This window comes from Clostridium sp. AF37-5, from assembly GCF_003477605.1.
In the GTDB taxonomy this organism is placed as follows: Bacteria; Bacillota; Clostridia; order Lachnospirales; family Lachnospiraceae; genus Eubacterium_F.
This window is the reverse complement of record NZ_QUDR01000012.1, coordinates 23,103-42,800: the sequence shown is the minus strand read 5'-3', so window position 1 is coordinate 42,800 and position 19,698 is coordinate 23,103. Positions and strand designations below refer to the sequence as shown.

Annotated in this window: 15 protein-coding genes; 2 read left to right on the top strand and 13 right to left on the bottom strand. The window is 41.0% G+C overall.

Annotated features, from left to right (window positions below; translation table 11 throughout):
* Window positions 1–5 precede the first annotated feature (5 nt).
* Window positions 6–3,059: a CDP-glycerol glycerophosphotransferase family protein gene (locus DW019_RS08915; RefSeq protein ID WP_118443156.1), complete on the top strand. Its 3,054-nt coding sequence runs from the start codon at window positions 6–8 to the stop codon at window positions 3,057–3,059.
* A gap of 85 nt (window positions 3,060–3,144) precedes the next feature.
* Here the strand turns inward: DW019_RS08915 and DW019_RS08910 are convergent, their stop codons facing one another.
* The 8 genes from DW019_RS08910 to DW019_RS08875 all read right to left on the bottom strand — a co-directional run bounded on the left by DW019_RS08910 (window position 3,145) and on the right by DW019_RS08875 (window position 12,040).
* Window positions 3,145–3,897, bottom strand: coding sequence for a radical SAM protein (locus DW019_RS08910; protein WP_118443155.1), 753 nt, complete (start codon window positions 3,895–3,897; stop codon window positions 3,145–3,147).
* A 48-nt stretch (window positions 3,898–3,945) separates the two neighbouring features.
* Window positions 3,946–5,700 carry a glycosyltransferase gene (locus tag DW019_RS08905; RefSeq protein ID WP_118443154.1) on the bottom strand — a complete coding sequence of 585 codons (1,755 nt, stop codon included), beginning with the start codon at window positions 5,698–5,700 and terminating at the stop codon, window positions 3,946–3,948.
* Between the two features lie 9 nt (window positions 5,701–5,709).
* Window positions 5,710–6,450: an ABC transporter ATP-binding protein gene (locus DW019_RS08900; RefSeq protein ID WP_118443153.1), complete on the bottom strand. Its 741-nt coding sequence runs from the start codon at window positions 6,448–6,450 to the stop codon at window positions 5,710–5,712.
* A gap of 13 nt (window positions 6,451–6,463) precedes the next feature.
* On the bottom strand, window positions 6,464–7,267 hold the full coding sequence (locus tag DW019_RS08895) for an ABC transporter permease (protein ID WP_022377398.1): 804 nt from the start codon (window positions 7,265–7,267) through the stop codon (window positions 6,464–6,466).
* 16 nt (window positions 7,268–7,283) lie between these two features.
* Window positions 7,284–8,282, bottom strand: a complete 999-nt coding sequence (locus DW019_RS08890) for a glycosyltransferase family 2 protein (RefSeq protein ID WP_118443152.1) — start codon at window positions 8,280–8,282, stop codon at window positions 7,284–7,286.
* Window positions 8,279–9,424, bottom strand: coding sequence for a glycosyltransferase (locus DW019_RS08885; protein ID WP_118443151.1), 1,146 nt, complete (start codon window positions 9,422–9,424; stop codon window positions 8,279–8,281). Before DW019_RS08885 ends, DW019_RS08890 begins: the two co-directional genes overlap by 4 nt.
* Window positions 9,417–10,853, bottom strand: a complete 1,437-nt coding sequence (locus tag DW019_RS08880; protein ID WP_117478150.1) for a sugar transferase — start codon at window positions 10,851–10,853, stop codon at window positions 9,417–9,419. The genes DW019_RS08885 and DW019_RS08880 overlap by 8 nt, the downstream gene beginning before the upstream one ends.
* A gap of 383 nt (window positions 10,854–11,236) precedes the next feature.
* A complete protein-coding gene (locus DW019_RS08875) occupies window positions 11,237–12,040 on the bottom strand; it encodes a hypothetical protein (protein ID WP_118443150.1) in 804 nt (267 codons plus the stop codon).
* 755 nt (window positions 12,041–12,795) lie between these two features.
* Between DW019_RS08875 and DW019_RS08865 the strand changes: the two genes are divergently transcribed.
* Entirely contained in the window at window positions 12,796–14,241 is a 1,446-nt protein-coding gene (locus DW019_RS08865; RefSeq protein ID WP_118443148.1) for a nicotinate phosphoribosyltransferase, read from the top strand.
* A 113-nt stretch (window positions 14,242–14,354) separates the two neighbouring features.
* On the opposite strand, the gene DW019_RS08860 is transcribed toward DW019_RS08865, so the two are convergent.
* The 5 genes from DW019_RS08860 to DW019_RS08840 form a co-directional block, all read right to left on the bottom strand.
* Entirely contained in the window at window positions 14,355–14,936 is a 582-nt protein-coding gene (locus DW019_RS08860; RefSeq protein ID WP_118443147.1) for a VanZ family protein, read from the bottom strand.
* 47 nt (window positions 14,937–14,983) lie between these two features.
* The gene (locus DW019_RS08855; RefSeq protein ID WP_118443146.1) at window positions 14,984–16,000 is read right to left on the bottom strand and encodes a glycosyltransferase family A protein; all 1,017 of its coding nucleotides are present in this window, start codon (window positions 15,998–16,000) and stop codon (window positions 14,984–14,986) included.
* Window positions 16,001–16,018: 18 nt separating this feature from the next.
* A complete protein-coding gene (glf, locus tag DW019_RS08850; RefSeq protein WP_022376710.1) occupies window positions 16,019–17,167 on the bottom strand; it encodes a UDP-galactopyranose mutase in 1,149 nt (382 codons plus the stop codon).
* Window positions 17,168–17,213: 46 nt separating this feature from the next.
* Window positions 17,214–18,527, bottom strand: a complete 1,314-nt coding sequence (locus DW019_RS08845; RefSeq protein WP_118443145.1) for a pyrimidine-nucleoside phosphorylase — start codon at window positions 18,525–18,527, stop codon at window positions 17,214–17,216.
* Between the two features lie 100 nt (window positions 18,528–18,627).
* Window positions 18,628–19,650 carry a hypothetical protein gene (locus DW019_RS08840; protein WP_118443144.1) on the bottom strand — a complete coding sequence of 341 codons (1,023 nt, stop codon included), beginning with the start codon at window positions 19,648–19,650 and terminating at the stop codon, window positions 18,628–18,630.
* Window positions 19,651–19,698 lie beyond the last annotated feature (48 nt).

Sequence of the window (19,698 nt, the reverse complement as noted above, 5' to 3'; positions counted from 1 at the left end):
ATAAAATGAGCGAACAACGAGATAAAAATTTATGGATTTTTAACGCCGGAAATAGCTTTGCCGGCAATCCAAAATGGATGTTTGAATATATCATAAGACATCACAAAGAAATCAAACCGGTCTGGATGTGCTACAATGCAGACACGATGAACTACGTGCATAAACTTGGTTACGAGGCAGAACTTTACCGCTCTTCCAAAGGAAAAGATGTCATGAAAAAAGCCGGTGTCTATGTCGTTGAAATGTGTAAAGAAGTATTTCAGCCGGAACTTTCCGGTATTACCGTTTTGAATCTGTGGCACGGCGTTGGCTGCAAGAGTATCGAAAGAAAGGTAACCGACGGATTTCTTCAGGAGCGCATTGCGAAAAAATACATTCAAAACAACGATATTCTTCGCAACAACCAGCTCTTTTTAGTTACCTCGGAAATTATGGAAAAACATTTCAAAGAGCAGTGCGGCATTGATGATGACAAAGTAATCCGTGCAGGCTATCCACGCTGTGTTGTGAACGATAACATTCAAAGTTACGACCATGATATTCGCAAAAAGAAAGGGCTGTCTGCCGATACCAAGCTGGCAATATACTGCCCTACTTACCGCGATAATAATGGTGCTAATTTCATGAAGTCCGCTCTTCCGGATATGAAACGTCTAGCAGAAGTCCTTCATGAAAACAACATTCTTTTGATATTAAAAATGCATCCTTTAGTGGAAAAAGACACTCAGTATCTCGCAATGAAAGAAGTATATCGTGAACATCCGAATTTTTATTTCTGGGAAAATGAAGATGATGTGTACGAAATCTTTTCCGATATCGACATTGCCATTGTTGATTACTCCTCCATTTTCTATGATTTATTAGCGCGTGGAGTAAAAACTTTTATTAGGTATTTTTATGATATTGATGACAAAGAAAATTTCCGCGATTTTGTTTTCGATGTACGAGAAATGACCTGCGGAACCGAAGCATCTGATTTTGATGAATTACTTGCAGCTCTTGCTTCCTGCAAAGAGACAGAGAAAAAAGAACTCGACCGAATCAATCAGTTATTCTGGTCTTATTCGGATGAAAATGACTGCGAGCGGATTATCGACACCGCACTTTCTTTCACGCCGGAAAAACGAGAATTTCCGAAACTTTACAGTTTCGATATTTTTGATACCCTGTTTTCACGTCAGTGCTGTCATCCTTCCAGCGTTTTCGACAATGTCCGCAAAAAACTGGAGCAGTCTGACTGTGGCTACGACAGCTATTTTATCCGCAAATTTTCGCAGATTCGCCGCTGGTGCGAATCCAATGTGCGTGAGTTTTATAAAAAGTCGGTATTAATCCGAAATGACGACCATTTGGAAATCCAGTTGTCGGAAATTTATGACCACATGGCAACACTGTTTCCTCTCACCGATGAGCAGAAACAGCAGTTGATTACATGGGAGTGCGAGGAAGAAATCCGCTCCGTCATTCCTTTAACCGACCACATTGATATGCTCAAATCGTATCTTGCCGAAGGAAACGATGTTGTATTAATCAGTGATATGTATTTGCCGAAAGAAACGATTCAGAAAATGTTAGCAAAAGCGGACCCGCTTCTTGCCACACTTCCACTGTTTTTATCGAGTGATAAAGGTTATCAAAAAACAACCAGAAAATTATTTTTGGAAGTTTATAGTTCTCTCGACTACCATTATTCGGAATGGATTCACATTGGCGATAATAAATTTGCCGATGACACCCAGCCATCCCGTCTTGGCATCCACACACAGCCGGTGTCGGTTCCGGAACTTGACAACTATGAAAAACATATGGCAGCCTACATTGAAGAATATGGTATGCACAGTGTTGTGAAATTGTTCCGCAACTTCCGCCTGGAGGAGCACACGGACAAAGAGACTTTTGCCTACAAATATGCCAGTCTTTATTTCGTTCCTTATGTTCACTGGGCAGTTCACGACGCCTTAAAACGAGGTTACAAAACACTTTATTTTATTTCCCGTGACGGCTATTATTTGAAACTTATGGCGGATGCCGTAATTGAGAGCAAAGGACTTCCGCTGCGCACAAAATATATTTACGGTTCACGAAAAGCATGGCGTGTGCCATCGTTTATCGACAAAGTGGATGAAGAATTTTTCGAGCCTTACGGCAACTTCAGCGGCGTTCGCAATTTCAACAAATTGCTTTCCGCCCTTTTGATTGACGAAGCAGCATTTGATAAGTTCTTCCCGGAGCTTGGTTACTTAAAAACAACGAAGCGTTATTCAGACCAGTTAATTTCTGATGTGAGCCAGAAATTAAAACGTTCCGATGCTTACAAAGAACATTTGCTTGCCGTTGCCAAAAAGCAGCGTGTCATCGTTTCCGACTATCTTCGTCAGGAAATTGATTTCAACGAACCATTTGCCTTTGTTGAGTATTGGGGCCGTGGCTATACACAGGACTGCCTGACAAGATTGTTAGCCGATGCCGCCGGTCACGAAGTAGATGACCCGATGTATTATGTACGGAGCATTTACCCGACCATCGGCAAATCCATCCGCTACAACTACACCTGCAACACACATTCCGTTGTGTTTGCAGAATCCATTTTTGCAAATCTTCCGTATCGTACCATCGAAACCTACGAAGAGAAAAATGGACGCATCGAGCCGGTATTTAATTCCTGTGAAAATGACGAAGAAATGAATCAGGCATTGGAAACTTATCTGGTTCGCTTTGCAAAGGATTTCTGTGCACTCAACTTAGAGGATGAATTTACAACCGGCCATTACCTGTATGACTTTGGCATGGCAAACTTCAAGCAGACAACCGACGATCCGATTCTGCTGAATGTCTTTGGAAGCCTCAAGGATGCCGTGGCACTTGGTGAGCGTGCTGAGGAATACGCTCCTCCGGTAACCTTCCAGACAATTGTCGACTGGATGCATGGAAAGTCATACCATACAAAATCGTTTGAAATGTCGATGAAAAAATCGAAATTTATTTATCGGTGGATTTATAAGAGTTACTGTTATTACTGCGATAATATCAGGGGGAAAATATTTAAGAATAAATATTAAAACAGTTTACGAAAAAAGCAAGTTTGTGCACTCAAATGCACAAACTTGCTTTTTTCGACTTTTTTTGCAATTTAAAGACTTAACTTTATGGCTGATATTCTTCTAAAATATCCAGTATCTTTTTCCTATGAATATTTCCATTTAAAATACTTCCATCCGGCGAAAAGCTAATTGCCCTTATATCATATGGGTCTTCATCATAGGGCGACGAATACGAAAGTTCCTCATCAAAATATTCCCCAAGATATTTTAACGCATTTCCACTCGGGAAAATGACATTTCCTGCCCCAATGGGAATTTTTAAATCCTCAAATTCTTTTAATATTTCTTTTGTCCTCAGATTATACGGATTGTCATCTTCTTTACTAACAAGCCATGCAGGACCTAACTCAATGTGTATCTTTGAATTTGAAACGCACTTAGCAAAATACTTTACTGGGTCAATGGGTATTGTTTCCTGATGAAAAGCATCAACTGATAAAAGCAGGCTCTCAACACCACTTTCTTCCAGACTCTTAACAACTTCTTTTATCCGCTCTTTCTTTCTTGAAAAATAACCATTTGTGATTAATTCCCTTTTTTTAATTCCCATCTCCGTTGCCATTTTATGAATCGCACAGACAACTTCCGGATAAATAAGTAGTTCTCCACCAAATGTCATCAAAGATTCAATTTTATATTGTCCACATATTTCACGAATTGATTTTACGGCAAGTGCTGTGTCTATATGCCCTCTGCAATTTGTATGTTCCCCTTCTGAACAGTGTTTACATTTTCCGGTGCATGCCATTGTTACAACAAATTCAATTCGATTTAAATTTTTTACATATTCATTCATAACGAAACTACATTCCCCTTTTTTATAATTTATAAATCTCCCCCGCCATCAATACCCTTTCCAGAAATCATACGAAATCAATTCCGCACCATTTTTCTGAAAATCTTTCACGGTCTTTTTATACTTGCCTGCAAGCAGCCAGCCCATTTTGAAACATCTGCCAATGGTTGCAAAGAAATCTTTTGCTTTCCGTTCGACATAAAATCCACGGCTTGTGTCCGGGTCGTATAAAAGAGCCGTTTTTCTGCGATACAAAGCATCCGGATGCACGCCCATAGGAAGCACCGCCGTCTCTTTTTTCGCCGGAAGAAGCCATCCGTTCACAGACAGCAAATGTTTCTTTGCAAAACCACCGTCCTCATATAAATGCGAAGGCTGCGGCTTTGTCTTTTCCACATCAACGCCAAACTTGTGTAAATCATCCGAAACATCCTGCATGGCATAACCCATTTTCATGATTTCCGGATGAAGTTTTGTCGGATCTAGTTCCTTCAAAAAATCAGTTCCCTTACAGAAATCTTCGACGCCCTTCATCGTCAATTCCTGATCTTTCACGCGAAGATGAAGCATTTGTCCAATAAGATGTCTCGCAACACGTTTTATCATGTGCAGACGAGAATACTCCGGATGATGGATGGCACAGGCAATCAATGTGTTTCTCATATCGTAATATTCCATGGAAGACGCCTTTCTATTATCGAACGCATCATGCCACACACCAATTCCGTTCATTGTCATAATATTTCCATCGAAACGCAGACCATATTCAATATCGTCGCCATGAATAAAAATTGGAAGCGGAAAACCACGAAATTGTGCTGCTAACGGCACGCAGCAGTACCACCAGCCATTATAGTCCATCGGGAGATTATATTCATTGCGGACAACATCTGTCATTCTCCGTAAATCATAGCCACGCTTAGTAAAACCAATACGTCCCCCCTGCCAAAGTTCTCCATTCGCATGCTGAATGTAAGGGATATCAAGACGCAAAAGCCCTCCGCCGAGCATAGCCCCTTTCCGCTCCTCTTTTAAGAAGTTAAGAAGTGTATACGTTCTGAAAAGTGACTCCGGTTCCAGTACAATATCATCATCCATCAATAAAATATGTGTGAGGCCATACTTTTCCCTATCCTCATATGCTTCTTTCATGCAGCGTCCAAAACCGCCGGAGCCGCCGGTGTTTCGATTTGGCATCACAAAAATTCTGTCGTTTGACAACTCTTCGCAAGGAAGCGTCTGTCCGTTATCCGACACATAAACATAAACATTCTGATAAAGCGGTGAATCCGGATTTTCCATCGTTTCACGCTTTAAAGTTTCCAGCGTTTTCTTCACAAATTCTTCGCGCCGGAATGTACAAATTCCAATCGCTATTTTCGCTAACTGGATGGGTTCAAAAACTGTCTCAAAACATCCACCGAGAATCTCCGTATCACTGTCTGCCCTAACCGTTGCGTAAACAATTCCCTTTACGTCTGCCAGAGAAAAGGAAAGAGAAACCTCATCCGGATCTGCCTGCCTATGTCTCTCACTGGTAAAATTTTCAGTCAATGCCATTGTTCCACCCGTAACTCCGGCATCCCACAGTCGAACCATGCAGCTTCCCTTACAGCGCAGGCGGAATCGAACCTCTTTTATTTTCGTATACATTTTCCATTTATAAGCCGAAAAACTATTAAAATAAGTAAATAAATCCGCTTCATTTCCAGCCGGTATTTTTCCGTCTGTCGTCCCATGGAAATAAAGCTCCGGCTCATTGCAAATATTTTCTTTTGGAAAAACTAAATTCTGTAATATCATTTTTATCCTCTATTTCTTCTGAGTTGCCATATAGGCATCACACACTTCATTTACCTCGCCAATCTGCATAATCTGTCCCTTATTAATCCACACCGCATGGTCGCAGAGTTTACGCACCTGGTCAATCGAATGTGATACAAACAAAAGCGTTGTTCCGCCGCCCATCATTTCATCCATTCGCTTCAAACACTTCTGCTGGAACGAATAGTCGCCAACCGCCAGAATCTCATCCACAATCAAAATGTCCGGACGCACAATCGTAGCAATCGAGAAGCCAAGCCTTGCACGCATACCGGATGAAAAGTTTTTCACCGGCGAATCCAAAAACTTATGAAGTTCTGAAAACTCCACAATTTCATCAAAATGCTCCTGCATATATTTCTTAGAATGTCCAAGCACTGTTCCATTCAAAAAGATATTTTCCCTTGCCGTCAGATTCATATCAAAACCGGCGCCAAGCTCCAATAGCGGAGAAATCGTTCCATTTACAACAATCTCCCCTTTGTACGGTTTCAAAATTCCGCTGATTGCCTTCAAAAGTGTTGACTTGCCGGAACCATTGCTTCCCACAAGCGCCCACGCCTCTCCTTTACGGATTGTAAAAGAAGCATCCCGGACGGCAAGAAACTCCTGAAAGAGAAGTTCATGTTTGATTAATTTTACAAAATATTCTTTTAGATTATCAATTTTTTCCGATGCCAGATTAAACCGTATCGTCACATCTTTTACATCGATTGCAATATCATTCACGCCATTCTCCTCCTTAAATATACAAAATAAATTTGTCCTGCGTCTTTACAAATACCCACAGTCCGATGATGAGCATCAGAAATGCCGACACAATTCCAATTATAATGAGCCACATAATACTGATTCCAGCCGGCACGAACCCTGGCAGCGTCAGCATACGAAACTGTGAAACATAGGAGTACATCGGATTCAGATGCGATACAATGTACTGAAGATTCTGTGGCAGTGCCTCAATCGGATAAAACATCGGTGTCAAATAAAGCCATGCCGTTGTAATGGCATTGTAAATATACTGGATATCCCGGAAAAATACATTGGTTGCGGCCAAGAAAAGTCCCAGCCCCATCGTAAATACAAAATTCTGTGCGAGCACAAGCGGGAACAGAAAAAGCCGCCACGTAAATTCTCCCCCGGTAAATAACATAACAATCAAAAGCGCTCCCATTGAAAATACACAGTCAATCAAACCACTGATAATTTTTGAAACGGTAAAAACGTATTTCGGTACATATGTTTTTTTGAGGAGTGATGCACTTCCGTTAATCGACTGAATCGCCGATTTCGTGGACAGATTCATAAAGTTAAACATAACCTGGCCGCTCATCAAATATACCGGGAAGTTAGTAATACTGGCTCTCGTAAACATTTTAGAAAATACAATCGCCATGATAATCATAATAAACAGCGGGTTTAATACACTCCACAAATAGCCCAGCACACTGCGGCGGTATTTCAATTTCAAATCCCTGCTCACAAGCTGTCCCATCAAATCTTTGAATCGGACAAAGCCCTTTATTCTGGCAACAAATAATGACATACACTACCTCCATTCTCTAGTCGCATCCGTATGCCTTCCGGCATAAATACGACGCCAAACGATACAATCCATACCCACTATGCCGCAGCATTTTCACGGCACGGTTTGTCACACTGTGGTAAATATCCGGAAATTCTTTTTTAATTCGTTTATCCCAAGCCACAATTTGATTTTTGTGAACCGCCTCTGCCGGATAACTCAAATAAATTTTATACTGGCTTGTCAATATTTTCGCTACGCCTTCCGCCACATATGCTTTTTTCTCCGGCGTCAGACGCTCTGCTTCTTCCTTATAAAATTCCAGCAAATGTGTCAGCACCATCTCATGGTGTGCGCAGTTTTTCTGCATATTTCGGATGTTCATACTCTGCGTCTCCATCCCAAGTCTGTAACAGTACACCTGCTTTTCCAAAAACGCAATTGTTTTCACAAACGGAATCGGATACAAATTATACTCGGCGTCCACATAAAAACAATGTTCATCCAGACGTCTTCCCATTTTTTTCAGCAATTCCGTGCGGTAAGTAGCAGCATGCATATTAATGTAAACTTTGCCGCAGACTTTCTCAAATGGATACGTTTTCCGATACTCTTTTTCCGGAAATTCATGGTGCATCTCACTCACCATTTCACCGGAAGCATCGTTAAAACTATGGTAGTCATTCACCACCAAATCAGCCTCTGCGGTCTGAAGATATGAAAGCAACTCTTTCAAGCCTTCTGCGGACACGTAATCGTCCCCGTCAACGGTCTTAAAATATTTACCCGCTGCCTCTTCGATTCCGCGGTTTACCGTCGAACCATGACCGCCATTTTCTTTATCAATCAAACGGAATACATCCGGATAATTAGCCTCATATTCACGGGCAATTTCATTGACCCCTTCACCGGAACCATCATTTACAATCAAAACTTCTAACTGGTCCGTTACTTCCGGAATCAAAAAACTATCCAATGTTTCACGAAGATAATCCTCCACATGATAGGCGGCTATGGACACCGTCAAAAGTTTCATTTCAATTCCCCGCTTTCTGCCTCTGCATAAATTCTCCGCATTTTTTCTTCCACTAAATCAATCGAAAAATCCTGCACTCTTTTTTTGTTCCATTCACCCATCCGTTTTGCCTCTTCCGGGTAATCTAAGAAAAAGGAAAGACCTTTTACATAATCGGATGCATTTCCCTCTTCAAATAAAAATCCGCCTTCTCCATCGGAAATCAAATCATGGTTTCCACGGATATCTAAGGCAAGCACCGGGAGTCCGGCACGCATTGCCTCCATCATCGCTACCGGAAGTCCTTCACGCTTCGATGGAAAGGCAAAGCAGTCTGCCTGCAAAAGAACATCCGGAATTTTCTCACAGTAACCGGCAAATACCACCTGTTCATCAAGATGCATCTCCCGCACCACGGTGCGCAGATGTTCTTCCATCGCACCAGTACCACAAATAAGATACGTCAGTTTTTTTCTGCGGAATCGATCCATCGCCCGGAGCATAACTTCATTATTTTTTCCTTCCGTCAGCTCGCCAACACTCACAACTACTTTGTGGTCCGCCGGGATTCCGTATGCTTTCCGCATATCAAAATCAGGGTCTTTTTCAGGGGCCGGTTTCAAGCCAACACCCTGCACATATTCCACATTTCCGCGAATCGGGAATTTTTTTGCCCTCGCATAATCTTCCTGATTAATCACCAAAAGTTTATCCGTATATCTCGCATAATGCTTTTCCGCTACATAATATTTCCAATTGGAAACCGGTGCACCCTCATAAAAATGAAAGCCATGTGCGGTATAAATAACAGGAACTTTTCTTCCTGTCATTTTGTATACTTTCTCTGCCGCTTTGCGTGTGAGAACTCCTGTCATCGGCATATGGCAGTGAATCAAATCAAATTTTTCCTCAAGCATCAGTTTTTTCAACGCCAAATAGCACGTCCGCACATCCCTGGAAAATGGCGAGCGCCCAAACGGAATATGATGTCGGTGGATTCCCGTGCCCATCAGCCGGGAATTGTCTTTTCCATACACAACAACATCAAAGTTTGCCGCATAATGGATTTCATATCCCATTTCCTGTAATATTTTCACGTTGTTCATTTCAAACTGTGGTACAAAGCCGCTGACTCTTGTTACCAGTAATGCTTTTTTACTCATGATGCGATTCCTCCCTGGATGTATATTCCTGAATCTTGCGTTCGACCTCTTCGTTGCCCTCGGTGTGTTCTTTCAATCCCGTTGTCTGGTCGGTATCCACGCCCTCTGTCGAGTCCTTTTTCAAAACGGTTTTTACTGTCATAAGAATCAGTTTCAAGTCCATCCACAGAGAGTAATTTTCAATATAAAACAAATCCAGTTTCAGTTTGTCATAGGGAACGGTGTTGTATTTTCCGTAAATCTGTGCAAATCCGGTCACTCCGGCTTTTACACGGGTGCGGAAAACAAACTCCGGCATTTCTTTCTGGTATTCTGCAATAATTTCCGGCCGCTCCGGTCTCGGTCCGACAAGCGACATATCCCCGGAAAGCACGTTAAAAAGCTGTGGCAGTTCATCTAACCGGACAGCACGCAAAAAACGGCCCACCGGCGTAATCCGCTCATCATGCTCTTTGGCAAGAACGGCTTCTCCCGACTTTTCGGCATCCACAATCATGCTGCGGAATTTTAAAATAGAAAATTCCCGATTGTCTTTCGTGCACCGCACCTGCCTGTAAAAAACCGGACCTCCGTCGCAGCATTTTATCGCAAATGCCACCAAGAGCATAATCGGCGACAATAAAATCGTAAGCGGCACCGCAATGAGCAAATCTACCGTACGCTTCCAAAACCGCTGGTCGAAACTCAAAGAATATCCCTTAGACAGCAAAAATGGGGTGTCAAACACATGAATTTCGTCGCCACCCATCAAAATAATATCGGAAATCTTCGGCATTACATACGCCCGGATTCCATTTCCATAACAATATTTTAAAATTTCATTTCTTGTTTCCGCCGCAATATCTCCAATCAAAACCGCCTGATAATCTTTCACCGTCTCGGCAATGCGGTCGATTCCGGCATGGGCATCAATTGCCCCGTAAATCGCATACTTATCACGTCTTGTCTCCAATTTATCGACTAACTCCGACGCCGGTCTGTCACCATAAATCAGAAGAATTTTCCACGGCTGGAAAATGCGGTTATACAATCGTCTCGTCACAACTGTCCAAACAACCGCAATCACGCAGTCAATTAACTGCATCAAAATCATGTATCCCGGATTGACAAGCCCAAAAGCCAGCAGACAAATCACGAAATACATCACAATATTTGCTAAAAATGTAGCTAAAAACTGCGACAGCACCACTTCCATCCGCCGCAGCTGTCCAATTCTGAGTGCCCCATACATCGTTGAGAAAAAGTACACTAAAATTGCGTAAAGCCCAATCAAAGCCCAGTTACCTTTGCGGTAGAAATGGAAAAAGTACATCGTGTCCCAGTACACGCGGTACCAGAAATACGCAAAAACTGTCGCCATCAATGCCACGCTTATTAAGGAAAAGAAGAACAAAATCGTCTTCTTGTACGGGTCATAATTTTTATTCATGACAACCATCCACCTCCCAAACTGTCTGTCATGCACAAGTATAGTAATTTTACCATAGATGGAAAGTTATTGTCAATGTAGGGGGTCGTTGCCGATTTTTTAGGTTTCCATAAATCATCAAGAAAAGTTTGTGCTTCGTGGGCGCTCCCGCTTAACAAACGCGTATGGGTATCGGCATGCAAAATACGCAATGCCAGATACCCACGTGTTTGTACCCACTCACCCCAAATCTTTTCTTGATGATTTATTAGAAAACAAAAAATCGGAAGTGCCCCCCTGTCACAAACTACGCATTTGAAACTTAGTATGATTCTTTCTCTTATAAAAAATGCTTAACAAGAAACGCTCCTATTCTAAGGCTGCGTACAATCAGTTTTGGAGTACTAAAACAAAAAATGCTCCTTCGGCAAAACATGTACAATATAATAATTAACAATGTTATATCTCTTTTTTAGTTTCTCTGCAAAACTATACTCCGTTCCATGAGAAAGGTCAGAATCATCACAAATTTTTAGTTTATCATTCATTGTAGAATCACTCATACCATTTAATACCAATTTATCAACTTCATCTAAATCATTTTCGCAAAAAGAATCATAAGGATACACCTCTGCCGCTTCTTCAACGGGCACCTCTTTCTCTATAATTAATTTCTTCATTAATCTAGAAAAAAGTTTTTTCTGCTTTTCTATTTTCTCTTCTTTTTTAATAATCTCTAGATATCTTTCAATAACACATAACAATTTTCCTAAAAAAACTTCCATTTGATATGCCTTCAGAAAATATATCATATTATACTGACGTATCTCATCAATCATTTCTCCAATGCACTCATTAATGTGTTCCAATTCTCTTATTCTATTTCTATCCTCTGTTAGAATGTTTTCCTTCTCTAATTCGAAAATTTTTTTGTCAAGTTCAAAAATGTATTTTGAAATAACATTAGCAAATTGTTGCCATTCTTTTTGCGTTGCAATTCTTATTTCAACAAAAAAAGTTACATCAGCAAAAAGAGCCCCAGAAAAAAAGGACACTGCAATATCATTAATCAATTTACAACTCTCATTTGTTTCGCCATATGTCTTTATTACAAATATTAATGAGAGAACTGCTATAGCAGAACTAATAATAAACAGTCTCCATTTTTTTATAAGAATCCAAACACGTTTCCAACTTATATTCATCATTTATCCCTCTCTTTCAATTCCCACGTAATACAACACCTGTAGTTACTTATTATACTCCTTAGTTATTCTATTGTCATTATCTATATTAGTCTTTAATCCCAATTTACAGGCAATTAAGATATTACAAATTTCATAGATATATACACAACTAAGTATTACTATTATTTAAAAAGCAAGTGATTTATATCGACATTTTCTTTTTGAGAAATTTCAATGATATTTGAGCTATGTTAAGTATTTGCTGCCAATTGGGTTCCAGTATAGTATCAAAAAAATTGAGGGGAACTATATGTATGGTCAAGATGGCTTTATGGTTCTATGCAACTCTTTCTTCTAATTTTCCGTTGTTTTGGGTTGCTTTTGTTCAAAAGGCATGCAGCTCTTTTGTCTTTTTCCGAGAAGAAAGGTTGCATATGAGGTCAAAGTTATTAGTTTGCATCAGGGGTTCGTTAGCAATCTTTTTGGATTCCCCGTAATTTATCAAGAAAAGATTTGGGGTGAGTGGGTACAAACACGTGGGTATGAGGCATTGCGTATTTTGCATGCCCATACCCTTACGCGTTTGTTAAGCGGGAGCACCCACGAAGCACAAACTTTTCTTGATAAATTACGAAAACCAAAAAGGCGCCAACGCCCCCTAACACAAACCAAAACTCAGTTTAACTTGAAAGATATCTCTTTTTCTACTAAAATAAGAATTACGATTGAAAAGCAAACGCGCACTTTTTGAGTTTTGCGCAGATTGAGAGGTTAGTATGGATAATCGAAATTTTACTCTGCTTACTGATTTTTACGAAATCACAATGATGCAGGGCTATTTTAAAAATCATGCATCAAATTGTGTTGTTTTTGATTTATTTTACCGTCAGAATCCGGATGATGGTGCGTATGCCGTATGTGCCGGACTGGCTCAGGTAATTGACTATGTCAAAAGCCTTCACTTTGATTATGAGGATATTGATTACTTACGCGGTCTTGGCGTGTTTGATGAAGACTTTTTGGATTATCTTGCAAGTTTTCATTTTACAGGGGATATTTATGCGATTCCGGAAGGTACCGTAGTCTTTCCGCGCGAGCCGCTTTTAAAAGTTGTCGCACCGATTTTAGAGGCGCAGTTAGTGGAAACAGCACTCTTAAATCTGATTAACCACCAAAGCCTGATTGCAACAAAAGCTTCCCGTGTCTGCTATGCAGCAAAGGGCGGTGGCGTTATGGAATTTGGTCTGCGGCGCGCACAGGGACCGGATGCCGGTACATTCGGGGCACGTGCGGCTGTCATTGGCGGATGTATTGGTACAAGCAACGTAATTTGCGCAAAAGAATATGATGTTCCCGCACTTGGCACGCACGCACACAGCTGGATTATGAGTTATGGGGATGAATTGACTGCATTCCGCAAATATGCCGAATTGTATCCAAATAACACGACACTTCTTGTTGACACCTATGACACCCTTCGTTCGGGCGTACCGAATGCCATCCGTGTATTTGAAGAATTGAGTGAGCAGAACCGCATGCCGAAAAAATATGGCATTCGTCTCGACAGCGGCGACCTTGCTTACCTTTCAAAAAAAGCAAGAAAAATGTTAGACGATGCGGGATTTCCGGACGCCGAAATCTGTGCTTCAAGTGATTTGGATGAATATCTGATTGACTCTCTGCTCTCACAGGGTGCCTGCATTGATTCCTGGGGCGTTGGCACAAACCTGATTACATCCAAAAACACACCTGCGTTTGGCGGTGTATACAAATTGGCTGCGGTAGAAATTGACGGAGAAATGATTCCAAAAATCAAATTATCCGAAAACCCGGCAAAAATCACAAATCCTGGCAACAAAACGGTTTACCGCATTTACGACAAAGAATCCGGAAAAATCCGTGCCGATTACATAACACTTGCGGACGAAACCTTTGACGAATCCGAAGATTTGCTTCTTTTTGACCCGAATGCTACTTGGAAAAAAACGCGTCTTGAAGGCGGCACCTACACGATGAAAGAAATTTTAGTTCCTATTTTCAAAAACGGACAGTGTGTTTACGACTCGCCATCCGTTATGGAAATTCAAAAACACTGCAAGGAGCAATTGGAAACGATGTGGGAAGAATCAAGACGTCTGGTTAATCCTCAGGAAGTATTTGTTGATTTGTCTGACAAGTTGTATGAAATGAAAAAAGAATTATTAAATGAAGTAGGACGCTGAGTAAGCGTCCTACAAATTGTTATTTTCGTATACAAAGATACAAAACATTTCCATCCTTCTAACTCATCAAATAATAGCCATAGAAGGGCATAATGTTTCTTCCTTTTCTTGTACTAATTATTCTTTGTTTTCTTAAAAATTGTCTGCAACCGCGGAATCCCAAAATAAGCCACACAAAAGCCAAAAATTCCCCCAATGGTATTTAACATTACATCATCAATATCAACACAACGGTAATTTACTTGTAACATAGCGTTAAATGCTCCCTGCCAAACTTCTACTAAAACTGTTACAAGAATAATGCAGCATAATACCTTGAAAAACTTTTTGCCTTCTTTAAAATAATAGCAAAGTGAAAAACCAAAAGGTATAAATAAAAGAATGTTTCCAAAAAATTGATAACACAAAGTGCCATATGTATGATATGTTATTGCTTCACCAAAAATAGATATTATTGTATGAAACGGAATAAAATTATTCCCCAGTCCTTCTCCATCCGTAATCATCGTCTGCAATAATTCATCTTGATACGGAAATGGAAAAAAGCATACACAAACAATCAACATAACAGACAAAAGACAACCCATTGTCGATAAATACCTTTTATCTCTCAAATCCCGGTTTAATGCTCCCATAACAAACATGCAAATTATAAGAAACGCAAAAAAGAATAAAATAAACTGTGCTGTAATCATATAAACTCCTTTCCCTCCAGCAATATTATCTCTTTTTCCATCAATTTCTAATTAAATCCGTAAATCTTCTGTGACAAACTATAACCCCACACGACAATCTTTCTGCCGGCTTTGCTGCGGAACTGCATCGGCTTACTCAGTGCCATTTTATTTATCATGCGGTACATGATTTTATTTTTATTTTTCAGGTACTCCCATAATTCCTCGCGTTTCAGCAGGCTTTCTTCCGAGCCTTCTTTAATGAGAAATACAGAACTAACCGTCATCATCATTGTCAAATATTTTACCATGTAATCGCGCAGTTTTTTGTTCTTGATTTTTGTCAAATCATACGCATCAATCATCAATTTGTTGACTTTAATCTGCTGGTCGATACGTCCAATCATTACTTTTTCGTTTACCGACTGGTCATCTCTTCCGATAAAATAACGATACAAATCGGCATTCACGTAATACATTTTTTTCACAAACGGAAGCGGATTATAAACAAAAATGTTATCTACATAAAACGTATGTCTTGGCAGTTCAAGCTGGCAGTCGCGAAGCATTTTCGTCCGGTAAATAACCGAATGCATCAAAATGTTCTGACTAATCTTAAAGCGTTTTACATCATTCCACGTAAATACCTGATTTTCCGGAAAAACGCCATCGTAGCGAATCACTTTGTGTTTGTGAAGGCTTGGCTTTTCGTAAACATAATTAGCAAGCAGCATATCCACGCCGGAACCATCTTCCACAAAACTGCGAAGCACATCCAAAATCTTAAGGAATGCCCCTCTGTCAAACCAGTCATCACTGTCGAGCACCTTGTAATACAAACCACTTGCATTGGCAAGACCGGTATTTACTGCTGCCCCGTGGCCCCCGTTTTCCTGGTGAATCGCCCGTACAATCGTCGGATGTTCTTTTTGCAGACGGTCGGCAATTTCAGCCGTTTTATCTGAAGAACCATCATTTACCAGAATAATTTCAACATCTTCGCCACCTACTAACGCGGTTTCTACTGCATGCTCCATGTAATCCTGCGAATTATAGCAAGGTATCGCAACCGTCAATAGTTTCATTCTCAAAACCCTTCTTTCTTAAATTTCCTCTGCCACCGTCAGTGCACGGTCCACAATCGCATCAATATTATAATACTTGTATTCAGCCAAACGTCCCAACAGATAGAAGTTTGGAATCTTATTAACAAGTTCTTTGTACTTCAAAAACAGAGCATCATTTTCAGCGTTATTAATTGCATAATAAGGAATTTCCCCGTCTTTTCCCTGATAAGGCATCGGGTATTCTTTCACAATTGTCGTATCCTTTGCATCCAACTGGCCGGACAAATACTTAAACTCTGTTATACGGGTAAAATCTTCCGACACCGTGTAGTTTACTACACCGTGGCTCTGATAAAATTTCTTGTCATAGTGCTCAAAATCAAACCGCAGCGAACGATACGGAAGTCTGCCAAAGCGGCATCCAAACAGCTCATCCAAAGCTCCGGTAAAAATCACATTACCGGTAAATGGCTGCCCCTCAAAAAGAACCTTATTTTCTGCCTCCGGGTCAATGGTAAGAACCGATGCAGCCTCGCAATTTAAGCGCACTTCAATGCCCGGATAATCGAGCATTTTTTCAAAAATCGGCGTAAATCCTTCCTTCGGAAGTCCCTGATATTTATCCTGAAAATAACGGTTATCTCTGGATAAAAGAACCGGAACTCGGCCAGACACAGCCGGATCGATTTCCTTCGGCGATTTGCCCCACTGCTTCATCGTATATTTCAAGAAAACATTTTCATATACATACTGAGCAATCTCCTGTAACTCTTCATTTTCATGATTCATAAGTTCCAGAATCGGAACTCTGGCACCTTCGCCAAAATTATCAATTAAAAGCTTTTCCAAATGCGGCGCGCGCTCGCCGTACACAAGCTCCAGCGTATTTAAGTTAAACGGAATTGGCAATTCTCTGCCGTATACATTTCCAACAACTTCATGGCGGTACTCATACCAGTCGGTAAAACGTGACAAATACTCATACACTCTATCAATATTGGTATGGAAAATATGCGGTCCATACTGATGAATCAAAATGCCATAGTCGTCTTTTTTGTCATAGCAGTTGCCGCCGACATGGTCTCTGGCGTCAATTACTAACACCTGCTGTCCTTTTTTCTCAGCCAGCTCTCTGGCTACCACAGCACCGGCGAAGCCGCTGCCAATCACAATACTATCGAACATATCTGTCCTCCCTCATTTATTCCTTATTATTCCTATTTTACCAAACCTAGCGAATAATATCCACTATTAATTTCGGAATCCTTGGAGCTTCTTTCGAATACCGGATACTGCTCTCAAACATTGCCATTCCACGGTTCAATTTTTCTTTTGTTCCTGCATAGCAGATGGCAATCGGTTCGCCTTTTTTCACGGTATCTCCAATTTTCTTTTTCAAGTAAATACCTGCGCTCATATCAATGACGCTGTCTTTGGTCTCCCTGCCGGCACCCAAAAGTCCTGCTGCCACACCAATCTTCTCGGTATCCATCCCGGATAAAAATCCATCTTCTGCAGCAAGCACTTCTCCCTCAAATGCGTCTCTCTCAAAAAATTCCGGATGCTCTACATAACGGATATCGCCGCCCTGCGCCTGTACCATTTCTTTGAATTTTTCAAATGCCTGTCCGGACGAAAGAGCTTTTTTCGCCATCCTTTTTCCCTGACTGTGGCTTACATTTTCCAGCCCAAGTGACAGCATCATACCGGCTATCGCCACACTGACTTCTTTGACATCTTCCGGGCCTCCTCCTTTTAACACCTCAATCGCTTCTTTTACTTCCATGTTATTGCCGATTGCAAATCCGAGCGGTTCCTCCATGCCGGTTAAAATTGCCACGGTCTCTTTTCCCGCATGATTTCCAATTGCCACCATATGTTTCGCAAGTTTTTTCGCATCTCTTGTATTTTTCATAAATGCTCCGCTGCCCGTCGTGACATCCAAAACAATTTTGTCACTTCCTGCCGCCAGCTTCTTGCTCATAACCGACGCTGCAATCAACGGAATACTGTCCACTGTAGCTGTTACATCGCGGAGTGCATACAAAAGTTTGTCCGCCGGTGCCAGATTTCCGGTCTGTCCAATCACGCTGATTCCCGTTTTTTTCACCGTTTCAAAAAACTCCTCTGCCGAAAGGTCAATGCGAAAACCGGATATCGACTCCAGTTTATCTAGCGTTCCCCCGGTAAATCCAAGTCCGCGTCCACTCATTTTTGCCACCGGCACGCCACAAGCCGCCACAATCGGTCCAACAATCAGTGTTGTCTTGTCGCCAACACCGCCCGTCGAATGTTTGTCCACTTTAATTCCTTCAATCGGTGACAAATCGACCAAATCTCCGGAATCCCGCATTGCCAGAGTAAACGCCGCCAGTTCCTCATTTTCCATGCCATTAAAGTAAATTGCCATCAGCATGGCAGACATCTGATAATCCGGAATTTTCCCTGCCACATAATCCGTTATCATAAAATCAATTTCTTCTTTTGTCAGTGTCTCTCCATTCTTTTTTTTCTGGATTAAATCAACAAATCTCTCTTTTCCCATGTGAAATACCTCCTATATAATACGACCGTTCCCATAAACCCAATCGAAACGATTTCCGTTAGTTATAATGTAACATATTCTAGCCATTCCTGCCAGTAATTTACGGTTTTTTGCCCGCAAAATAATGAACCCATTCAAAATCCGAACACTCCGCATTTTTCCATGTCATCAAATAAAATTCTAAATCCCTGCCAGGCACCTTTACCATGTTGGCAATCCCAAGAACCGGCGACGGAAAGTCCTTGCAGTAATAGAGTTCTTTCCCATCAATCTTCTTCTCCCATGCATTGGCATCCAATTTCCCACCATAGATGCCATTCCCCGTCAACAGATATCCGAAATCGTCATCAATCACAAGACCGGAAGTGCTGCTTTCCGATGTCATTCCCTCACATTTTATAACCTTTTTCGGCACACTTTCATAAAGTGATTTTTTCATAATCAACTGCTGTCTCGGTGCCACCACATAATAGTTTCCTTCCGTATCAAACCCTGCTGATATATCATCAATTTTTCCATCTTTGGCAAGAAATTTTTCTTCTACACTGTCGTACTCTATTGCCTGTCCGTCCGTGGCATCTTCCTTTAAGGAAAAGAAAAACACAAGACGTGATTCGTTAATCACACTAAACGATACAATCTTTTGCCCTTTTACACGTGACGTAATATCAGGGATATGAAGTTCCCGGATTTCCCTATTTTTCTTGATTTTATACAGCTGGCATTTTGTTTTACTATTATCACTATACATCACGTACAAATTCTGCTTTGTATCGGCTGCAATCTGAATTTCACCATTGCCGCAGTTTTTTGCAATAAAATCACTCCATGCCGTTTTTTTCATCACCCATTTCTTATCTTCCTCCCACCGGCACTCCATATAAGAATCTTTTCCGGAAGTCTGCATGCGAAAAATATAATACGGCACCTCTTCATTTACAATAAGGTACATTTGTTTCATATCTTTTGAAAATGCAAGCTCCGGCTTTTGTATCTTTTCATATTCGTATGACTTATCTCGTTTTAGAGAAACTTCCTCTCTCGGTTGCACCGCAGCTTCTTTATCGCAGGAAATAACAAACAGACTCAAGCAACAAATCAGAAAACACCGAACCCACTTCATAGTAACTCACGCCCTTTCCTAAACTATCAACACAAAACTATTACTTTG